Source organism: Collinsella sp. AM34-10, from assembly GCF_003469185.1.
Taxonomy (GTDB): Bacteria; Actinomycetota; Coriobacteriia; order Coriobacteriales; family Coriobacteriaceae; genus Collinsella.
Genome location: NZ_QSIL01000002.1, coordinates 209,920 through 229,676, shown reverse-complemented (window position 1 = coordinate 229,676; position 19,757 = coordinate 209,920). Strand labels below are relative to the sequence as shown.

Here is a 19,757-nt window from a genome sequence, read left to right as displayed (position 1 = left end):
ACGGCGGCTCATACTGTCATATGGCACTAGGCCAGAAAGGGCCCCGGGTGTTGCCCCGGGGCCCTTCTCAATTACTCCTCGGTGCTCTCGGCCGTATCGGCCGTAGCATCCTCGGGCGCCGCTTCGGGCTCCGGTGCGGGGCGCTTCTCGCCACCGTAGGTCACCGTCACCATCGCGGAGCGCAGGATACGATCCGCCATGCGGTAGCCCTTCTGGTACACATCGTTGACGGTCTCGTCATACTGCGATGCGTCCTCGACGCGACCCACAGCCTGGTGCTCGAGCGGATCGAACGCCTCGCCCTTGGGGTCGATGGGCTCAACGCCCTCGTGCGCAAACACGTCGAGCAGCTTGGCATGTACCGCGTCAACGCCATCGACGAACTGCTTAAAGTCGTCGGAAAGCTCCTGGCTGCGGGCATGGTCGATCGCGCGCTCGATATCGTCGATCACCGGCAACAGCGCGGTGACAAGCTTCTCGGTCGCGCGCTCGCGCTCGGCGATGCGCTCGTTGGCGGTGCGGCGACGGAAGTTCTCCCAGTCGGCCTGCAGACGAGCGGTTCGCTCGGTAGCGTCCTTCGCCTTGTCCTCGGCGGCCTTCTGGGCCTCTGCCGCAGCATCGAGCTCATTGCGCACGTCGGCAAGCTCCTTTTGGGCCTGCTCGAACTTGAGCTTAAAGTCGTTGTCGGCGGCTTCCTCACCGGCGCGGATAGCGGCTTCCACCATCTCGTCCTCGGTCATCGTCGCCTCCTTGTTGGAATCCTCTACCTGGTTCTCGGCAGCCTCGGCGGCCGGGGCCTCGTTGGCCTCGGTATCGTCTGCGGCCTCTACGGGAATCTTCACGTCCTTCTCCTCAGAGTCAACGGGGGCGGCGCCAGCGGCAGCCGCCTCCGTGCGAGCTTTACGGGCGGACATGATTACTTGTCCTCGTCGTCCACAACCTCGTAGTCGGCGTCGACAACGTCATCGTCGGCAGGCTGGGCACCGGCGGCACCGTCGGTCTGCTGCTGAGCGTCGGCGTAGACAACCTGGGCCAGCTCGTAGGCCACGGACTGCAGGGACTCGCCGGCGGCCTTGATGGCCTCGACGTCAGAGCCCTCGAGCGCCTTCTTGGCGTCGGCGATAGCGGCCTCGGCCTTGGACTTCACGTCAGCGGAAACCTTGTCGCCCAGCTCGTTGAGGGTCTGCTCGGTGGAGTAGCACAGGCTGTCGGTCTGGTTGCGGACCTCGACCTCTTCCTTCTGCTTCTTGTCCTCCTCGGCATGAGCCTCGGCGTCCTTGACCATACGATCGACTTCGTCGTCGGACAGAGCGGTGGAGCCGGAAATGGTAATCTGCTGCTCCTTGCCGGTGCCCTTGTCCTTAGCGGAGACCTTGACGATGCCGTTGGCGTCGATGTCGAAGGTGACCTCGATCTGCGGCACGCCGCGGCGGGCAGCCGGGATACCGGTCAGCTGGAACTTACCGAGCGACTTGTTGTCGCGGGCAAGCTCGCGCTCTCCCTGGAGCACGTTGATCTCGACGCTGGTCTGGTTGTCGGCAGCGGTGGAGTAGACCTCGGTCTTGGAGGTCGGGATCGTGGTGTTGCGGTCGATCATCTTGGTCATGATGCCGCCCATGGTCTCGACGCCCAGCGACAGCGGGGTAACGTCGAGCAGCAGGATGCCCTCGACGTCGCCGGTGAGCACGCCGCCCTGGACGGCAGCGCCGTCGGCAACGACCTCGTCGGGGTTCACGGACATGTTGGGCTGCTTGCCGGTCATGGTCTTGACGAGCTCCTGGACGGCGGGCATACGGGTGGAGCCGCCGACGAGGATGACCTCGGTCAGATCGGAGAGCTTAAGCTTGGCGTCGCGCAGGGCGTTGGTGACAGGCTGCTTGCAGCGCTCGAGCAGGTCACGGGTGATCTTCTCGAACTCGGCGCGGGTCAGCGTGTAGTTGAGGTGCAGCGGGCCGGACTGGTTCATGGTAATGAACGGCAGGTTGATGGTGGTCTGCTGGGCGGCGGAGAGCTCCTTCTTGGCGTTCTCGGCGGCCTCCTTCAGACGCTGCAGGGCCATGGGGTCCTGACGCAGGTCGACACCGTTCTCCTGCTGGAACTTATCGGCCATCCAGTCGATGACGCGCTGATCCCAGTCGTCGCCGCCCAGGTGGTTGTCGCCCGAGGTGGACAGAACCTCAAACACGCCGTCGGCGAGGTCGAGGATGGAGACATCGAAGGTACCGCCGCCCAGGTCGAAGACCAGGATGCGCTGGTCGGTGCCCTGCTTATCCAGGCCATAGGCCAAAGCAGCAGCGGTCGGCTCGTTCACGATACGCTTGACGTTGAGGCCGGCGATCTTACCGGCGTCCTTGGTGGCCTGACGCTGGGCGTCGTTGAAGTAGGCCGGGACGGTGATGACGGCGTCGGTGACGGTCTCGCCCAGATACTTCTCGGCGTCGGCCTTCATCTTTGCGAGCGTCATGGCGCTCACCTGCTCGGCGGTGTAGTCCTTGCCCTCGATGTCGACGACAGCACGGCCACCCTGGCCCTCCTTGACCTCATACGGCACGGTCTTGATCTCGGAGGTGCACTCGGAGTACTTGCGGCCCATGAAGCGCTTGATGGAGAACACGGTGTTCTTGGGGTTGGTGACAGCCTGGTTCTTAGCGGCCTTACCCACGACGCGGTCGCCGTCGGCACGGAAGCCCACGACGGACGGGGTGGTGCGGTCGCCCTCGGCGTTCACGATAATGGTCGGAGAACCGCCCTCGAGAACGGCCATTGCGGAGTTAGTAGTACCAAGGTCGATACCAAGAATCTTGCCCATTAGAAATTCCCTCTCTCTTGTGCGTTTGCACCGACTCGGCGGTCTGCCGCGCGGTGTTTCGGCTTGTCTTTCAGGATGTAGTGTATCCCCTTATGGGCCGGAATATACAAAATCTAAGTCAATTCATATAAGATTTCTTATTGCTGAGAGTTTAGGTTCACAAATGCGCAGGTAGACGCACTGATTGAGTTCTCGGCAAATCTATCGAGATCTATGTAGAGATGGCTGAGGTTTGGGCCCGAGGCCGCATGGGGTGGCTTGAGGCGACCCCGGGGGAAAGCGCGACCCGTTTCGAGCGTCGATTCCGGGACACGCTTTCCAAAAGCGCGCTCAATCGCTCAATATTTCAAGTCACCTTTAGCTAACATTTGCGCAGCTCAACGGCCCCACCTGCACGTTTTTTAGTAAACCTTGGCATACTCGGCGAACGGTATGAAGATGCCGGCCAGAGGGTATTGCAAACGGTCGCTCCCGTGGTATGTTTTTGCCCGAATCAAACCGGCGCGCATCGTCTGTAGCGTCGGTCAACAGAGAGGAAACTACCATGGCTCATCCCGTAATTGATGCCGACGAGTGCATCGCTTGTGGCGTTTGCGTCGACACCTGCCCCGCTGGCGTTCTGGAGCTCCAGGACGTCGCCACCGTCGCTGACGAGGACTCCTGCGTCGCCTGTGGCGCTTGCCAGGACGCTTGCCCCGCTGGCGCGATCACCGAGATCGTCGAGGAGTAACAACTCCCCCGCTTGCACACTCAAAAGTACACCGTGCACAAAAAGGAGGCCTCCGCATCGCCGCGGAGGCCTCCTTTTGTTTGTGAGGATAACTAATTTGGCACCGCCGCAGATTGCCGCTTAGGAGCGTTTGCAGCGTCGGCTAAGAGAGATCGTCCTCGTAGGGCATTAGATCTGCCAAGTAGCCTTTCTCTTTGAGCATGGCCTCGATCTCGTCGAGGGTTTGCTCGTCATCTGCCGCAATGCGATGGAAGTGATAGCCACTCGTCACCGTTAATAGCGGAAAGCTCTTGCCGCTCTCGATATCGTGCAGGTAGCGCTCAACATCGCGACGATTGCGAATGTCCAAGTCGGCCGTGATCTTACCGTACACGCGGTGATTGACGATCACGTTGAGCACGGCGCCACCGGCGTCGACGATGCTCGTGAGCTCATCGCCTGCCTGCTCCACGCTGTGGCGAACCTTGACCAAGCGCGTGGGCACGGCGGGGCTGCTGGGGGCCTCCTGCAGCACATAACCACGGTTGGTCGCCACGATATCGTGCCCATCGGCACGCAGCAGGGCAATATCCTGCACCACGACCTGACGGCTCACGCCCACCTCGCGGGCAAGCGCACTGCCCGAAACGGGCCCCGTGGCTCCCTCGAGCACGCCCATGATGGCACGGCGACGCTCGCGGGCGTCCATTATTTACCGTCCAGCAGACGCAGGTGCTTAAGCGAAAGGTCGAGAATCGGCGCAGAGTGCGTCAGGGCGCCCGAGCTAATATAGTCGACACCCAGATCGGCCAGGGCGCGAATGTTGCTGGCGTCCACGTTGCCCGAGCACTCGGTCTTGGCGCGGCCGTCGATAAGCTCAATCGCGGCAGCCATGTCGTCGTGGGTCATGTTGTCGAACATGATGATGTCGGCGCCGGCTTCCACGGCCTCGCGCACCATATCCAGGTTCTCGCACTCAATCTCGACCGTCGTGGTAAACGACGCATGGGCGCGCGCCATCTCAATCGCGCGCGCCACGCCACCGGCGGCGTCGATGTGGTTGTCCTTGAGCATGACAGCCGTCGACAGGTTATAGCGGTGGTTGCTGCCACCGCCGATCTCGACCGCGGCCTTCTCGAAGACACGCATGCCCGGCGTGGTCTTGCGCGTGTCGACAAGCACGGTCTTGGTGCCCTCGAGCGCAGCCGCCATCCGATGCGTGTAAGTTGCGATGCCGCTCATGCGCTGCAGGTAGTTGAGCGCCACGCGCTCGCCCGAAAGCAGCACGCGCGCGTCGCCGCGCACCTGGCCCACGTGGTCGCCGGCGTGCACCTCGTCACCGTCGGCAGCATCAAACAGCACCGAGCTCTGCGAATCCAGCAGCTCAAAGGTGCGAGCGAACACGTCCAGACCGGCGATAATGCCGTCGGCCTTGGCGATGAGCTCAACGGTAGCGGGGCGCGCCGTGGGGCACACGCTCACCGTACTCACGTCCTCAAACGTGATGTCCTCGCGCAGAGCCTGCAAAATCAGGTCATCGACGACGAGCTTCATAGTAATGGGATTCATGGTCTACTCCTCCACGGCCTGCGTGCCGGCGGCACGGGCCAAATCATCGATTGCAAGGGCATCGGCGCTCAGGGCGCGGTGGCGCCCGTCAAGCGCGGGCTCACCGGCCTGCTCCACGGCTAGCGACTCGCCGGTGCGCATATACCACGCGGCGCGGCGGCCCCAAACCAGAGACTCGAGCAGGCTGTTAGAAGCCAGGCGGTTCTTGCCGTGCACGCCATTGCAGGCCGTCTCGCCGGCGGCGTAGAGTTCGGGCATCGAAGTGTGGCCGTCCTTGTCGACCCATACGCCGCCCATAAAGTAGTGCTGCGTGGGTGTGACGGGAATGGGCTCGTCCAAGATGTCGCGGCCGTCCTCCAGGCAGCGCGCGCGGATATTGGCAAAGTGCCCGGTCACCACGTCGCGCTCGACGGGAGCAAAGCTCAGCCACTCGTGCTCGGTGCCGTCCTGCTTCATCTGCTCGCGAATAGCGGCGGCGACAACGTCGCGCGGCTGCAGTTCGTCGGTAAAGCGCTCACCGGCGGCGTTGAGCAGAATCGCGCCCTCGCCGCGGCAGCTCTCGCTGATCAGGAAGGTGCGGCCCGGCTGCGGCGAAAACAGTCCCGTGGGATGAATCTGCACGTAGTCCAGGTGCTCCATCGTGATGCCGTGCTCCTGCGCGATGTAGCAGGCATCGCCTGTGAGCTGCGGGTAGTTGGTCGAATGGTCGTATACGCCGCCGATGCCGCCCGTCGCCCACAGCGTGTGGCGGGCATGAATCTTAAACGGCTCGCCAGCATGCACGCCCTCGGCGGCATTTGCCAGCTCGTCGGCGGGACGAACTGAGTTGCCCTCGTCCACGGAAACGGCGACGACACCGGTGCACACCGTGGCGCCATCGCGCTCGCCCGTCAGGATGTCGGTCATGGCCACGTGCTCCAAAATCTGCACGTTGTCCAGCTTGCGAACGGCCTGGAGCAGCTTGGTTGTGATCTCCTTGCCCGTAATATCGGCATGGAAGGCAATGCGCGGGCGGCTGTGCGCGCCCTCGCGGGTAAAGTCGAGGCTGCCGTCGGCCTTGCGCTCAAAGTCCACGCCCATGGCCAGCAGGTCGTTGATGACCGAGCGGCTTGAGCGGATCATGATGTCGACGCTCTCGCGGCGGTTCTCGTAATGGCCGGCGTGCATGGTGTCCTCAAAGAAGGCATCGTAGTCAGAACCCTCGGGTAGTACGCAGATGCCGCCCTGCGCGAGCATCGAGTCGCACTCGTCGACCGCGCCCTTGGAGAGCATGATCACGCGCGTGCTCGTCGGCAGATTGAGAGCCGCATACAGGCCTGCCACGCCGCAACCGGCAATGACGACGTCGCACTCCATATCGGGGTATTGTTTGGTTTCCACAGGAATCCTCTCCCTTGTAATGTGGCATAAGGGATGGTCCCTCATGTCACATTGGCTTAGCGCGCCGCGTACTCGAGCATGCGGTCGAGCGTGAGCTTGGCCTGATCGGCGGCCTCGTCCGACACGCCAATCTGCACCTCGCCCTCGCCCGTCTCCAGGCAGTGCACGAGCTTTTCGAGCGTGATGAGATCCATGTTGACACAGGTGGGCTGCACCGCAGGGAAGTAGAACTTCTTGCCGGTGCCCTGGCAGCGGCGCTCAAGTTCGTAGAGCACGCCGCGGACCGTCACGATGATGAACTCGCTCGCGTCCGACTCCTCGGCATATTTGATGATGCCGGCAGTGGAGCCGATGTAGTCGGCCTCGGCCAGGACGTCGGCCTTGCACTCGGGGTGCGCCAGCACGAGCGCGTCGGGATGCGCCTCCTGTGCATCGACAATCTGCTCGACGGTAATAATGTGATGACGCGGGCAGTAGCCATTGTTGAGGATGACGTGCTTTTGCGGCACCTGCTCGGCTACGAAGCGGCCCAGGTTTTGATCGGGGATGAACAGGACGTGTTGCTGCGGCAGCTCGGAGACGATCTTGACGGCGTTGGAGCTGGTAACGCACACGTCACTCCAGCTCTTGATCTCGACCGTCGAGTTGACGTAGCAGACCACGGCAAGGTCGTCGCCGTACTCGGTGCGCGCCGCGTCGACCGTCTCGCGCTTGACCATGTGAGCCATGGGGCAGTCCGCGCCCGGCTCGGGCAGCAGCACGGTCTTGGTGGGATTGAGCAGCTTGGCGCTCTCGCCCATAAACTCCACACCACACAGCACGATGGTCTGCTGCGGCAGGCTCTTGGCGAGCTTTGCCAGGTAGAAGCTGTCGCCGACGTAATCGGCAACGGCTTGGACCTCGGGCGCCACATAGTAGTGCGCCAGGATCACCGCGTCACGTTGAGTTTTTAGTTGCTGAATGGCCTCGACGAGCTCTGTGGGCACCAGTGCCGCGCGCTCCGTTGCCGTCGTTGCCGATGCTAGGCCGGCCGCGATATCGCGTGCAAGCTCCGACGCATCCATGTTCGCGCTCTGTGCCATCAAGGCCCCTCTCTTTTGGCGAATCTTGGAGCTTTAGTATGACACCTGGCTTTACAGCTGACAAGACAGCTGTAAAGCCAGGTGTAAAGTTGAAATAAAGATTCAATCATGCGGCAGGCCCATTTTCGAACTGGCAAACTGAGGATAGCCGAGCTCTCGATAGCGTAGGAGGCATCTTTGGACGGCCGCCGCGCATGGTCGACGGCATGCCCGCCAGGCAATCGCTCGCCGGCGCCAATCCGCTACAGTGGAGCAGCCGCCGGGGTCAGCTGCTTGATATAGGCCCACATGCGCTGCTTGGCCGCTTTGTCGGTCAGCGCCGCCTCAAAGCCATCGAGCGCGAGCACGCGGCGGCCCTGCACATGGGCGATCAGACCGGGCTTGAGCATGGCGGTGTCGAAGTCATCAATCGCCACGAGCATGTCGGCGTAGGTTTCGCGCATGACATCGGCCGCGCTGTTATCGAGCAGCAGCACCGCCTCGGGGTCCAAGGCCTCAAGCGCCTCGCGGAACAGGTCGCACGGCAGGGCGTGGCCCACCGCCACAGCTCCGTCGCCTGCGCCGGCAACACTCGCCAGCACGCAAAAATCTTCGGGCGCGTAACCGATTGCCCCGAGCGCCTTGCGCAATGCGGCACCATCCGCGCCGGCGGCAAGTTCGCCGCCCGAACGCTCGGCATCATCCAAATCGCCTTTGACCAGTACGATCGGCGAGCACGCGTTGCCCGCGATACGCACGCCACGGGCCGCAAGCGATGCAAGCTCCTGCTCGGCCGCCTGGGCGATGGCTTCTTTTTTCTGGCTTTGTGACGTGGGCATGCGCTCTCCAATCGTTTGCGTGCCCACCATTATATAAAAGAGCCGCCCGCGAGTGGTTGCTTTGCGGGCCGCTGGGTATAAGCACGGTCGTACTGAGTTTTACGCGGCCGAGCCGCGTCGCATCATGGAGGTCACCATGGCTGACATTAAGCAGATTACCCCCGAGAACTTCGATTCCGTCGTTAGCGACAACCTTCCCGTACTGGTTGATTTTTGGGCGCCCTGGTGCGGGCCCTGCCGATCGCTCTCGCCCATCGTTGACGAGGTGGCAGACGAGCTGGCCGGCAAGCTGGCTGTAGCCAAGTGCAACGTCGATGACAATCAGGACCTGGCCATGAAGTTTGGCGTCATGAGCATCCCCACGCTGGTTGTCTTTAAGAACGGCGAGGAGGTCGACCGCTCGGTCGGCGCGCTGCCCAAGGCAAGACTGCAGGCACTGCTGGAGAAGCACCTGTAATACGCTGGTTACATTTTGACGTCCTGCCGCCGTCCATGAGCGCTTTTGCACCGCTCGCCGGACTTCTGGGTGCACCGCATGCGACCACGGATAGTATGGTAGATACAAACAGCCCCCAGTGAACGGGTGCGGGTCAGACGGACTCGCACCCGTTTTCTTATGCGGTAGCGCCCCGTGCGGGCGTAGTAGAATCTGAACCACTGGATTGCCTCGAGCATAAGGAGATTTCCCATGCATGACGTCGGAATGAACATGAGCCAGCTTGCCATGAGCGTCAAGCAGGTCGACGACACCATCGAGCTCGCCCACGAGTGGAGCCATCAGCTGCTGCATGCGACCGAGAATTTTGACATGGAGCGCATTGGTGCCAAGCTCGAAGCTGCCATGACCGCACTGCACGAGGCGCATGACGCGCTCGAGGGCTACGAGGAAGCCATCGAGGCTGACCACAACTCCGTCGGCTCCGTAAAGCTGGTGTAGGGTGTCCGAACACGAACACGAGCACGGCTGCGGGCACGACCACCGCAACGGCACGGGCGACGAGGCGAGCTGCCGTTGCGGCGGCGGCTCCGAGCTGGTCCGTTTTTCGGTCACCGCGCCCGATGACCTACTGCGCCGCTTTGACGAGCAGATCGCACGCCGCGGCGACGTGGCCAACCGCTCCGAGGCAGTGCGCGATTTGATTCGCGCCTCAATCGCCAAAGAGCAAATGCGCACGCCCGATGAGCACGTTATCGGGTCGCTCACCATGATCTACGACCACCATACCGGCGACCTGACGCGCCGTCTGGACGAAGTGCAGCACGACTACACCGACGAGATCGTATCGACCATGCACGTGCATCTGGATCACCACAACTGTCTGGAGATTCTGGCGCTCAAGGGTCGCGGCGAGCGCGTCTACGAACTGGCCGACCGCCTGCTGGGCCTGCGCGGCGTTAAGCACGGCGAGCTCACCTGCGCCGCCACCAAGCAAAGCCTGGGGCTATAGCGGGATTTCCCGCAGCGCACCTGCCAAAAAGGGACAGGTTTGTTTTGGCGGGTTTAGAAGTTTTACCTACCAAAATAAACCTGTCCCTTTTTGGTCGGTTTTGATGAGGGGTGTCGCATGCGGCATGCGCATATTCATGTGACGGGCATTGTGCAGGGCGTTGGCATGCGACCGTTTGTGTATCGCGAGGCCATGGCGCATGGCATTTGTGGCTGGGTGCTCAATGCGGGCGACGGCGTGCACATCGAGGCGCATGCTCCGGCCGATGCGCTCGATGCTTTTGTTGCCGCGCTTTCTGAGCATGCGCCTGCGGCAGCCCGCGTAGAGCATATCACCGTTGCAGACCTGGAGCCCGACGCTTGGGATGCCGACGATGAGCAGGTCTTTCGTATCGTAGCGTCGCAGGATCAGACCGTGCACACGACGCTCATCTCCCCCGATATCGCCACCTGTGACGACTGCCTGCGCGAACTGTTCGACCCCGCCGACCGCCGCTATCACTACCCCTTTATCAACTGCACTAACTGCGGCCCACGCTTTACCATCATCCGATCGCTGCCTTATGACCGAGCGGCCACGTCGATGGATTGTTTTCCCATGTGTCCCAAGTGCGCCGCGGAGTATGCCAACCCACTCGACCGGCGTTTTCACGCACAGCCCGATGCCTGCTTTGATTGCGGGCCACATATTACCTGGCGCGAGGCAGAGGGCGACATGGAGCTCGAAGGCTCGGGGGCGACGCCAGCCGTCGGCAGCACGTGCGAAACCAGCGATGCCATTATTGACCGCTGTGTCGAGTTGCTGGCCAGCGGCGGTATTGTCGCCATCAAGGGCCTGGGCGGATTCCATCTGGCCTGCAACGCCGCCAACGAGCAGGCGGTGGTCGAGCTGCGCCGTCGCAAGCGCCGCAGCAACAAGCCGCTTGCCGTTATGGTGCGCAGCCTTGCCGATACTGAACGCCTGTGCCATGTCGATGATGCCGAGCGCGGCTTGCTAACCGGTAGCATCCGCCCCATCGTGCTATTGCGCCGGCGTGCTGTTGGCGAGGGAGATTCCCCCGACGCCCTTACACTCGCGCCATCCGTCGCGCACGACCTTCCCGAGCTCGGCGTCATGCTCCCCTACACTCCGCTTCAGCATCTGTTGCTTGCCGCGGCAGAAGCCCGCGGTATGCACGCGCTCGTCATGACCAGCGGAAACCTGAGCGAAGAACCCATCGAGACCGACGATGACCTTGCCTGGGAACACCTCGTTGCCGCCGGCATTGCCGACGCGCTGCTCGGCAACGACCGCGCAATCCTCTCGCGCTACGATGATTCCGTGGTGCGCACGGTCGGTGGGGTCGTTATGCCCGTGCGCCGCGCTCGCGGATATGCGCCTCGGCCGTTGCCGCTGCCGGCACTCGACGCTGTCGCGCCCTGCGTGCTCGCCTGCGGCCCACAGCAAAAGGCAACGATTGCATTCACACGCGAGGACGCGAACGGCGAGGCGGCCTGTTTTGTGTCGCAGCATATCGGCGATGTTGAAAACGGCGGGACCTTCGATGCCTGGAACGCCGCGCGCACGCGCTTGGAAGATCTCTTTGACTTGGCGCCCGCCGCCTTGGCCTGCGATCTACACCCCAGCTATCTATCGAGCCAGTGGGCGCGCGAGCAGGCGCGAAAATGCAATCTGCCGCTCGTCGAGGTGCAGCACCATCATGCGCATATCGCGAGCGTAATGGCCGAGGCTATCGTCGCGGACCAGCTTACAACCGACGCGCGCGTCCTTGGCATCGCCTTTGACGGCACCGGCGCCGGCACCGATGGGACCATTTGGGGCGGCGAGTTTCTTGTTGCAAGCCTTGGCGGCTTTGAGCGCGCCGCGCATTTGCGCACCTGGGCGCTCCCCGGTGGGGCGGCCTCCGTGCGCGACGCCCGCCGCAACGCCTTTGCCCTGCTCACTGAGCTCGGCCTGCTTGAACACCCGGGGGCCGATCGGCTCTTGGGCAGCCTAGACGAGCAAACACGTAGCGTGACGGCAACGATGATCGAACGTGGCATCAACAGCCCGCGCACCAGCAGTATGGGTCGCTTGTTTGATGTCGCAGCCGCGATCCTGGGCATTTGCGGCCAAGCGACCTACGAGGGTGAACCCGCCATCGAGCTTGAGGCCGCCGCCTGGCGCGCGCTCGGCGGTAAGACCGTTCGTCTCGACGGCAATCATGCAGGCGTATTCACGTCTGCCGACGACTCCCCCATCTTGGACCCCCAACCGCTCATCGAAGCTCTTCTGAATGGAATCGAGGCAGGCGCGCCGGCCGACAGGCTCGCCCTCGGGTTTCACATCGCCATTACGCACGCTACGACCCACATCGCAAGCGAGATCTGCGCCCGTGAAGGCCTCGACACCGTCGCGCTCTCGGGCGGCGTGTTCATGAACCGACTTTTGCTCCAGCTCCTCACCCGTGAGCTCAAAAGCGTGGGTCTCACTGTCTTGGTTCCCCACTCCGTGCCCGTCAACGACGGCTGCATCGCCTACGGTCAGGCCGCCATCGCTCGCGCTCTCCTCGCGCAGACAGCATCGCGATAGGCGTTTTTCCAGCCTGCGCGCCACCGTCTCACAGGTGTAACGCGTTTGCTCGTGACTCCCGCGAGCGCTACCATCAACTGATGGGTAATTAGGCGCCTATCCAGCGCAAAACGTATAAAGGGGAACATTATGTGCCTTGCCGTTCCCGGTAAAGTGGTCAAACGCGACGACGACCTTAAGGCGACCGTCGACATGATGGGCATCGAGCGCCCCGTTTCGCTGCGCCTCGTGCCGACGGCACAGGCAGGCGACTATATTCTCGTGCACGCCGGCTTTGGCATTCAGATTGTCGACGAGCAGGAGGCCCAAGAGACCCTCGAGCTCGTCAATACTATGACCGAGCTGGCCAAAGAGGACCAACTCGCCACCAACCCGGTCGAGGCATACTAGTGGCGGCGACGCAGCCGGCTCGCTCCGGTATCGACTTTTCGGTATTTCGCGATTCCAAGCTGGCCCGCGAGCTCATCGAACGCATCCGTGAACTCGTCGGCGACCGCACCATCAACCTTATGGAAGTCTGCGGTACGCATACCGTGAGCATTGGCCGCTATGGCTTTCGCTCCATTATGCCGACGGGACTCAAACTGCTGAGCGGCCCGGGGTGCCCCGTTTGCGTCACCGCCAACCGTGACATCGATCACGCAATCGCGCTTTCCAACATGGACGGCGCCATCATCACCACCTTTGGCGACATGATGCGCGTGCCCGGATCGTCCACCTCGCTTGCCGCGCAAAAGGCGGCGGGGCGCGACATCCGCATCGTTTACTCTCCGCTCGACGCACTCGACATTGCCGAGCAAAATCCCGAACGCCCGGTTATCTTTATGGGCGTCGGCTTTGAGACCACAACGCCCACCATTGCCGCCGCCATCCTGGAGGCCGACGCGCGCGGGCTCCAGAACTTCTCGGTCTACTGTGCTCACAAGACCACGCCGCCGGCTCTGCGCGCGATCTCCAACGACCCCGAGACGACCATCGACGGCTTTATCCTGCCTGGTCACGTCGCTACCATCACAGGCCTGGCACCCTTTGGGTTTTTGGTCGATGAGTTCGAGACCCCGGGCGTGGTCACCGGGTTTGAGCCGGTCGATATCTTGCAGGGCATCTGCATGCTGGTCCAGATGGTTGTCGAAGGCAGGCCGGCGATCGACAACGCCTACCGCCGCGGCGTCAATGCAGACGGCAATCCCGTAGCACGCCAGCTGGTCGAGCAGGTATTTGAGCCGTGCGACGCCACGTGGCGCGGGCTGGGACCGATTGCCAATTCGGGTCTTTCCATCCGACCCGAATTCGCGCGCTTTGATGCCGGCGCCCGCTTTGACGTGCCCATTGAACCGACGGTTGAGCCACGCGGATGCCGCTGCGGCGACGTGCTGCGCGGTGCCATCACGCCAAGCGACTGCCCGCTGTTCGGCCACGCATGTACGCCCGAACACCCCGTCGGCCCCTGCATGGTGAGCTCCGAAGGTAGCTGCGCGGCGTACTACCGCTACCGCGACTATTAGGTTCCGCCGTTCTAACGAATGGCGGACCGGTCGACGCTGCGCCTCACCCATATAATTCCACCCACGATTGGAGTTTTCGATATGTCCCATAGCGTTACCGATAGCACCGTCCTGCTGGGTCACGGCTCCGGCGGCCAGATGATGAAACGCATTATCGATGAGGTCTTTCTGGATGCCTTTGGGTCGCCCGAGCTGCTTGCTGGCAACGATGCCGGTGTCGCCGCGTTGCCCGCAAGCGGGCGAATCGCCATGTCGACCGACAGCTTTGTGGTAACGCCGCAGTTCTTCCCCGGCGGCAATATCGGCCGCCTCGCCGTATGCGGAACCGTCAACGACGTCGCGACCTCGGGCGCTAACGTGCGCTACCTCTCATGCGGCTTTATCCTCGAAGAGGGCTATCCCATGGACAAGCTGCGCCAAATTGTGCAGACCATGGCCGAAACGGCGCACGAGGCGGGCGTGTCCATAATCACCGGCGACACTAAGGTGGTCGAGCGCGGCGGTGCCGACGGCGTCTACATCAATACCGCCGGCGTGGGCGAGGTTCCCGCAGGCGTGACGCTCAGCGGTGCCAACTGCCGGCCCGGCGACGCCATCCTGGTGTCGGGTACGCTAGGCGACCACGGCATCGCCATCATGAGCCAACGCGAGGGCTTGGCGTTTTCGAGCGACATCGAAAGCGACGCTGCGCCGCTCAATCATCTGATTGCCGACGTGCTCGCCGCCGCCCCCGACACCCGCTGCTTCCGCGACCCCACACGCGGCGGCCTAGCATCCACGCTCAACGAGTTTGCCCAGGCCAGCGGCGTTGCCATGGAGATCGACGAGGATGCCGTGCCCGTGCGCCCCGATGTGCAGGCGGCATGTGAGATGCTCGGCTACGATGTGCTGCAGGTAGCAAACGAGGGCAAGATGGTCGCCGTGGTGCCTGCTGAGCAGGCCGATGCCGCGCTGGCGGCCATGCGTGCCGCGCGCTACGGCGAAAACGCCGCGATTATCGGCCGCGTGCTGCCGTTTGGACCGGACGCTCGGCCCGTCGTGCGCGTACGCACCGGCTGGGGCTCGACCCGCATCCTCGACATGCTCGTGGGAGAGCAGCTGCCAAGGATTTGCTAGCGGCTGCTCTGCAAGCTGCCCAGCATCCGACCACAATCGGCCCGCCCATTTTCACTGGGACGTTGGCCCACTCAAACTGCGGGGAGATGGAAGGGCCCTCCTGCCGAGCTGATCGGCAGGAGGGCCCTTCGCTTTGCAAGACCATACTCCTTGCAGTATTTACCTGTCAGGCAGACGCTCGCTACGCCGCGCGACGCTTGGTGTAGAAAAACCAGCCGCCGACGGCCGCGATACCGACGATGCCCACGGCAACACCGGCGATGGCAAAGCCGTTCGAGCCCGCGTCCGCAGCCTTGTTGGCGGCGCCGGCGCTCAACGCGGCGGTCTTGCCGGACGTGCCCGACTTTTTGCCGCTCTTGTCTGTCTTGCCGGCGACGGAAGACTCCGTCGAATCCTTCTTGCCGGATTCGGCCTCGGCCTTGGAATCGCCAGCTGCCTTGGCGCCCTCGCTCGAGGAAGCACCGGCCATCTTGGCGGCCACAGGAGCCATTACGCCCGCAAAACCGGCGGTCCCGTTGCCGGCACCGCCGTCCGACCCGGCACCCGGCGTCAGGACGCCCGGCGCCACCGTGGGCTTCTGCGGGTCCTTGCTGCTCGAGCCCTTGCCCGCCGTCACGGCCGTCTTCCAGGCAATCGTCTCTCCCGAGGAGACACGATACGTCGTGAGCGCGCGGAGCGCCTGCTCGGTCGCCATGGCGTTGGCCGCGCCGCCCTTGCTGTGCGCATAGCCGTTGCCGCCGTCCACGCGGTACAGGTCCAGCGCGCAGACCACGTTGGTCACGGCATTTGCAAACCCGTTAACGGGGTTGGCCGGGTCACGGTCGAGCGAAAGCAGCGCGAGGATCACCTGGGCATTGGCCTCGGCAGAACCGAAATCACAGGTGCCCGCGCTCATCTTGCCCTTGAGGTAGGAGAGGCCGTTCTCGATGGCAGCATCGACCTTGGTGTCGCCCTCATAGGGCGCCACGGCCTGGATCGCCATGGCCGTCAGGTCCACGTCGCCCAGACGCGTACCCTCCACGGCGTCGTCGCTGCCGAGAAGCTCGCAGACGGCGTCCGCGAGGCTCGCGCGCGTCCAGGCAGAACCGGCGGGTACATCCGAGCCGCTCGCATTAAGCGCCATCAGCGCAAAGATCTTCTCGTTGGCGCGCGTCATATCGGTGCGGCTGCAGATGAGCTCGACCAGGTTGACGCCGTCATAGTCGGTGATGTCCTCGCCGATGGCGGAGAGGGCCAGCGCCACACGCTCGGTCTCAGTCAGAGCGCAGGTCGCACTCCCCCACTCGGCCTTGTGCTTGGCCAGCGAGGTGCGGTAGTTGTCGAGCAGCTTGGAATCGATCTTGCGGCCCGCCTTGGCAAAGTCGTAGATCTCCCACTCGTCGCCGTACTGGAAGGCGTCGGAGCTGCGGCGCACGTCGATGAACGCAGCGGCAGCATCGATGCCCGCCGAGGCGGACTCACTCGTGGCGGGGCTCGCGGCCACACCGGCCACGGTGATGGTAAGCGTCACGGGCTCGGCACCGGCGGTCGTGTCCACCGGCGTACCCGTCGCGACCACCGTGCCGGCCGAAAGCGCAGTCACCGTGTAGTCACTCGAGGCCACGTACAGGCCGTCATCGGGAGCGCCGTCGACGTGCTTCCAGGCGCCCTTCTCGATGCGGTCGATGCCCACGATACCCGAGGCGTCCTTGCCGTCGAGCGTCTTGAACGTCCAGGTGAGGCCGGGCTCGGTCACGCTCCAGCCGTCCGCGTCGTTTTTACCGGTAAAGGTCAGGTCGAGCTTTTGCGCCGAGCCGGCCTTGAGGTAGAGGCTGTCCGTGCCGGCCGTCACGCTCGCAAGCGGATTTTGGTAAGCATAAGTCACGTCGCACGACGCGCTGATGACCTTGCCGTCGGCGTCCGTGTCGGGCAGCGTCGCGGTAAACGTGGTGGTGCCAGCCTTGTACGCCGTGTAGCCGATCTCGCCCGCGGTGGCGTAGGCCGCCACGGCAGGATCGCTGCTCGTCACGGTAAAGTTGTCGCGGTTGGTGGCGTTGTCGGGCGCCACCACCGGGCGTGCGTGATCGGTCAAAAACGCGCCGCGCTCGGAGAGCGGGTTGCGGCCCTGCAGGTAGACGGTGGCGCCGTCCTCGTTATAGCCCATCGAGATGGACGTGGCGGCCACGGCTTCTGACGTCAGCGTCACGCTCTTGGAGCCAGCGCCCGCAGATGCGACGTCGCGCGGGGTAACGGTGATCGTGGCACTGCCGGCATGCTTGAAGTAAAAGCAGGCCGAGTAGTCGTTGCTGTAGATGGTCGTAGGATCGCTCGAGGCAAAGTGGAAGCGGCTGAACGAAACGGGCACGTACTCGTCCTTATCGGCGTCGACGTAATGCACGCGCACCTCGAGGTTGCGCACCTCAGAGCCCTGGACGGTAGCCGCACCATCGGTCACGTCGCTCACGGTGCCGTCGGAGGCACGATACCACAGCTCAAAGTCATCGAACTGTTTGGCCTTGGCCTTGATCTTGATGGTGGCCACGGTCTGCTCGGAACCATTGGCCTTATGCTCGGTGGCGGTCACCGTGCCGGTGGCGTTGTCGTAGATGTAAAGCTCGCCCGTGGACTCGTTGATACCGATGTTTCCGCGGTTGGCATCGTCGGTGCCCCAGGTGACGGTGCTCGTGGCCGGCACGCCCTTAAGCGCAAAAACGCCAAGTTTGCGGTAGGCGTTCACAGCGTCGGGCGAAACCTCGAGCATATGGTCGGCAACCGCCTGGCTGGTGCCGTCGTTGGCCGTGAAGCTCACGGTGTAGGTGTCGTCGGGCGTGGTATCCTCGGGCGCCTGGTAGCTGTTGCCCGAGCCAAAGACCGGCGTGCCATTTTTATCGATACCCCAGCTGCTGCCGTTGGCGCCGCAGTTAGCGTTGATGAGGTCGGCGAAGGCGTCGGTGGCCATGTCGGCCGGGTCGACGGCATAGGCGTTGACGAGCGCCGAGGCGGGGGCGTCCATCTTGTTGGTGAGGAATGCGCCCCAGTAGGTGTTGACGAGCTGGCCCGCGTTGTAGGTCGCGAACAGCGCGCCCGCCGTGCCCTCGGAGGTCGACACGCAGTTGGACACGATGCCGCCGTCGAGCGTGCGCGCAAAGCCCGCAACGCCCTTGCCGGTCACGCTCGTGGAGCAGTTGAGCACGGCGCCCTGCACACTGTTGCCCAGGGGGCCGAACGCCTTGCCGTCCGTCGCTTGCTTCAGTTTGCCGGCAAACGAGATGTTCTGCACCACGCCCGTGGAGGCAACGCCGCCCATGAGCGACTTCACGCCACCGCCGTTGGCGAAGGTGATGGTGTGGCCCTGGCCGTCGAGTGTGCCCGCAAGTATGCCCATGGGAGCAAAGAAGTACTCGTCATCGATGGTAATGTCGTTGTCGAGAACGTAATAGGCGTCGGCGTCGGCGTCGGCGGGCTTGAACTTGTTTTCGAGGTCGCTCTGCGAGCTCAGGTGCACTACGTTCTGCGGCTGAGCCACGGGCTCGGTGGGCTTGGGCTTCTCGAGCGCGGCAATAGCATCGGTGAGCGTCTTGGTTGCGGCGTTGACCTCGGCCTGCTTGGCGTCATCGTTGGCGTAGACGTCTTGAGCGCTCACAAGGGCCTCAGCGAGCTTCGACCAGCTCTCGGCCGTGTAGTCGTTCTCGATCTTGGCGTTGGCATCGTCAATCGCAGCCTTGAGGGCATCCTTGTTCACGACGACCGCAGCGCCGCCCGAGATCAGCACAGGCAAACCGCCCTGCGCAGACCAGGTAAAGCCGGTGGCAGGGGCATCGGTGTTGAGCTTATCGACCGAGGCCTGGGTCTTGAGGTCGTCGACAGAGATTTTGCTGCCAAAGGAAGAATCGACCTTGTAGCCGCACGCCTGATCGCCCGCAGTGAACAGATTGTTGGTCACGGTGCCAGACTGATACCAGGCAACGAGGCCGTAACCGCCAAAGGGCATGCCGCTGAGGCTGCCGGCGTAATACGAGTTGAGCACCGAACCGCCATCGAGCTTGCCTACAAGACCGGCAGCGTCAGCGAAAGTCCAATTGTCGTCAGAGGGGCTTGCCGTCGACCAGCACATTTGCACGGTACCCGAGCATGTGGTGGCGATAGGACCGTCGGTGCCAGAAATCGTCATCGAACCCGTCACGCCCAGATTCTGTACCGTACCAGCCACGCTCTTCGCCAGCGCCTTGCCGTTGAGCACGATGCTGTGGCCCTGGCCATCGAGCGTACCGGCCACGGTCTCGATCTGTTGGCCAGCCTCAAGGCTGATATTCGCCGCGAGCTTCACGACAGCCCCGGCCTCGATGGTGGTGGGCAGCTCATCGGCAAAAGAGACCATCACGGTCTCGCCGGCCTTGGCGACGCGCGCGCCGCGTGCCTGCTGAGCATCGGCATCCTCGTCGTCGATGTCCGCCGCGGCAGCAAGGCTCTCATCGGCAGACGGAGCGGCCTCGGAGCTCGCCTCGTCCGCCGATGCCTCGGCGCCTTCAGCACCCGTCTGCTCGTCCGCAGTGAAACTCGACTCGTCGGCATTCTCGGCAGTATCCGCCTGCTGCGAGGCCTGGGCCTGCGCCTGCACAGCGACCTCTGCCACGCCCTCGGCAAATGCCGACGTACCCGGCATCGACCAGACGAGCAGCGCCGAGAAAGCAGCGGCTCCCAGGCGCTTGAGCATAATGTTGTTTCGCGTCACCCATTCTCCTTCTTTCGCGAACCTGCAATAGAGCCATGG

16 protein-coding genes are annotated in these 19,757 nt (G+C 63.3%); 8 read left to right on the top strand and 8 right to left on the bottom strand.

Annotation, left to right across the window (positions count from 1 at the left end; all coding sequences use genetic code 11):
* Window positions 1-71: 71 nt before the first annotated feature.
* Both DW823_RS03105 and dnaK read right to left on the bottom strand, forming a co-directional pair.
* Window positions 72-914, bottom strand: a complete 843-nt coding sequence (locus DW823_RS03105) for a nucleotide exchange factor GrpE (protein ID WP_118080212.1) — start codon at window positions 912-914, stop codon at window positions 72-74.
* A 2-nt stretch (window positions 915-916) separates the two neighbouring features.
* A complete protein-coding gene (dnaK, locus tag DW823_RS03100) occupies window positions 917-2,809 on the bottom strand; it encodes a molecular chaperone DnaK (RefSeq protein WP_006235214.1) in 1,893 nt (630 codons plus the stop codon).
* 544 nt (window positions 2,810-3,353) lie between these two features.
* Here dnaK and DW823_RS03095 point away from each other — a divergent pair.
* A complete protein-coding gene (locus DW823_RS03095) occupies window positions 3,354-3,539 on the top strand; it encodes a DUF362 domain-containing protein (protein ID WP_118080210.1) in 186 nt (61 codons plus the stop codon).
* Between the two features lie 142 nt (window positions 3,540-3,681).
* Here DW823_RS03095 and DW823_RS03090 read toward each other — a convergent pair whose 3' ends face one another.
* The 5 genes from DW823_RS03090 to DW823_RS03070 form a co-directional block, all read right to left on the bottom strand.
* The gene (locus DW823_RS03090; RefSeq protein ID WP_118080208.1) at window positions 3,682-4,227 is read right to left on the bottom strand and encodes a transcription repressor NadR; all 546 of its coding nucleotides are present in this window, start codon (window positions 4,225-4,227) and stop codon (window positions 3,682-3,684) included.
* Window positions 4,227-5,087, bottom strand: a complete 861-nt coding sequence (gene nadC, locus DW823_RS03085) for a carboxylating nicotinate-nucleotide diphosphorylase (RefSeq protein WP_118080206.1) — start codon at window positions 5,085-5,087, stop codon at window positions 4,227-4,229. Before nadC ends, DW823_RS03090 begins: the two co-directional genes overlap by 1 nt.
* Window positions 5,088-5,090: 3 nt before the next feature.
* Window positions 5,091-6,467 (bottom strand): L-aspartate oxidase, encoded by a 1,377-nt coding sequence (locus tag DW823_RS03080; protein WP_233542969.1) that lies wholly within the window; start codon window positions 6,465-6,467, stop codon window positions 5,091-5,093.
* Window positions 6,468-6,523: 56 nt separating this feature from the next.
* Window positions 6,524-7,549, bottom strand: coding sequence for a quinolinate synthase NadA (gene nadA, locus DW823_RS03075; protein ID WP_118080203.1), 1,026 nt, complete (start codon window positions 7,547-7,549; stop codon window positions 6,524-6,526).
* A gap of 242 nt (window positions 7,550-7,791) precedes the next feature.
* Window positions 7,792-8,367, bottom strand: coding sequence for a hypothetical protein (locus DW823_RS03070; RefSeq protein WP_118080201.1), 576 nt, complete (start codon window positions 8,365-8,367; stop codon window positions 7,792-7,794).
* A gap of 136 nt (window positions 8,368-8,503) precedes the next feature.
* On the opposite strand from DW823_RS03070, the gene trxA reads away from it, so the two are divergent.
* From trxA to hypE, 7 genes are all read left to right on the top strand, one after another.
* Window positions 8,504-8,824 carry a thioredoxin gene (gene trxA, locus DW823_RS03065; RefSeq protein ID WP_118080314.1) on the top strand — a complete coding sequence of 107 codons (321 nt, stop codon included), beginning with the start codon at window positions 8,504-8,506 and terminating at the stop codon, window positions 8,822-8,824.
* Between the two features lie 231 nt (window positions 8,825-9,055).
* The gene (locus tag DW823_RS03060; protein WP_118080198.1) at window positions 9,056-9,304 is read left to right on the top strand and encodes a hypothetical protein; all 249 of its coding nucleotides are present in this window, start codon (window positions 9,056-9,058) and stop codon (window positions 9,302-9,304) included.
* Between the two features lies 1 nt (window position 9,305).
* On the top strand, window positions 9,306-9,815 hold the full coding sequence (gene nikR, locus DW823_RS03055) for a nickel-responsive transcriptional regulator NikR (RefSeq protein ID WP_199574326.1): 510 nt from the start codon (window positions 9,306-9,308) through the stop codon (window positions 9,813-9,815).
* A 117-nt stretch (window positions 9,816-9,932) separates the two neighbouring features.
* Window positions 9,933-12,386: a carbamoyltransferase HypF gene (gene hypF / locus DW823_RS03050; RefSeq protein ID WP_118080195.1), complete on the top strand. Its 2,454-nt coding sequence runs from the start codon at window positions 9,933-9,935 to the stop codon at window positions 12,384-12,386.
* Window positions 12,387-12,515: 129 nt separating this feature from the next.
* Window positions 12,516-12,776 carry a HypC/HybG/HupF family hydrogenase formation chaperone gene (locus DW823_RS03045; RefSeq protein ID WP_118080193.1) on the top strand — a complete coding sequence of 87 codons (261 nt, stop codon included), beginning with the start codon at window positions 12,516-12,518 and terminating at the stop codon, window positions 12,774-12,776.
* Window positions 12,776-13,891 (top strand): hydrogenase formation protein HypD, encoded by a 1,116-nt coding sequence (gene hypD, locus DW823_RS03040; protein WP_233542968.1) that lies wholly within the window; start codon window positions 12,776-12,778, stop codon window positions 13,889-13,891. The genes DW823_RS03045 and hypD overlap by 1 nt, the downstream gene beginning before the upstream one ends.
* Window positions 13,892-13,972: 81 nt before the next feature.
* Window positions 13,973-15,007 (top strand): hydrogenase expression/formation protein HypE, encoded by a 1,035-nt coding sequence (gene hypE / locus DW823_RS03035; protein ID WP_118080191.1) that lies wholly within the window; start codon window positions 13,973-13,975, stop codon window positions 15,005-15,007.
* Window positions 15,008-15,188: 181 nt separating this feature from the next.
* Here hypE and DW823_RS03030 read toward each other — a convergent pair whose 3' ends face one another.
* Complete coding sequence (locus DW823_RS03030; protein ID WP_118080188.1) at window positions 15,189-19,718, bottom strand: FIVAR domain-containing protein; 4,530 nt, start codon at window positions 19,716-19,718, stop codon at window positions 15,189-15,191.
* Window positions 19,719-19,757 lie beyond the last annotated feature (39 nt).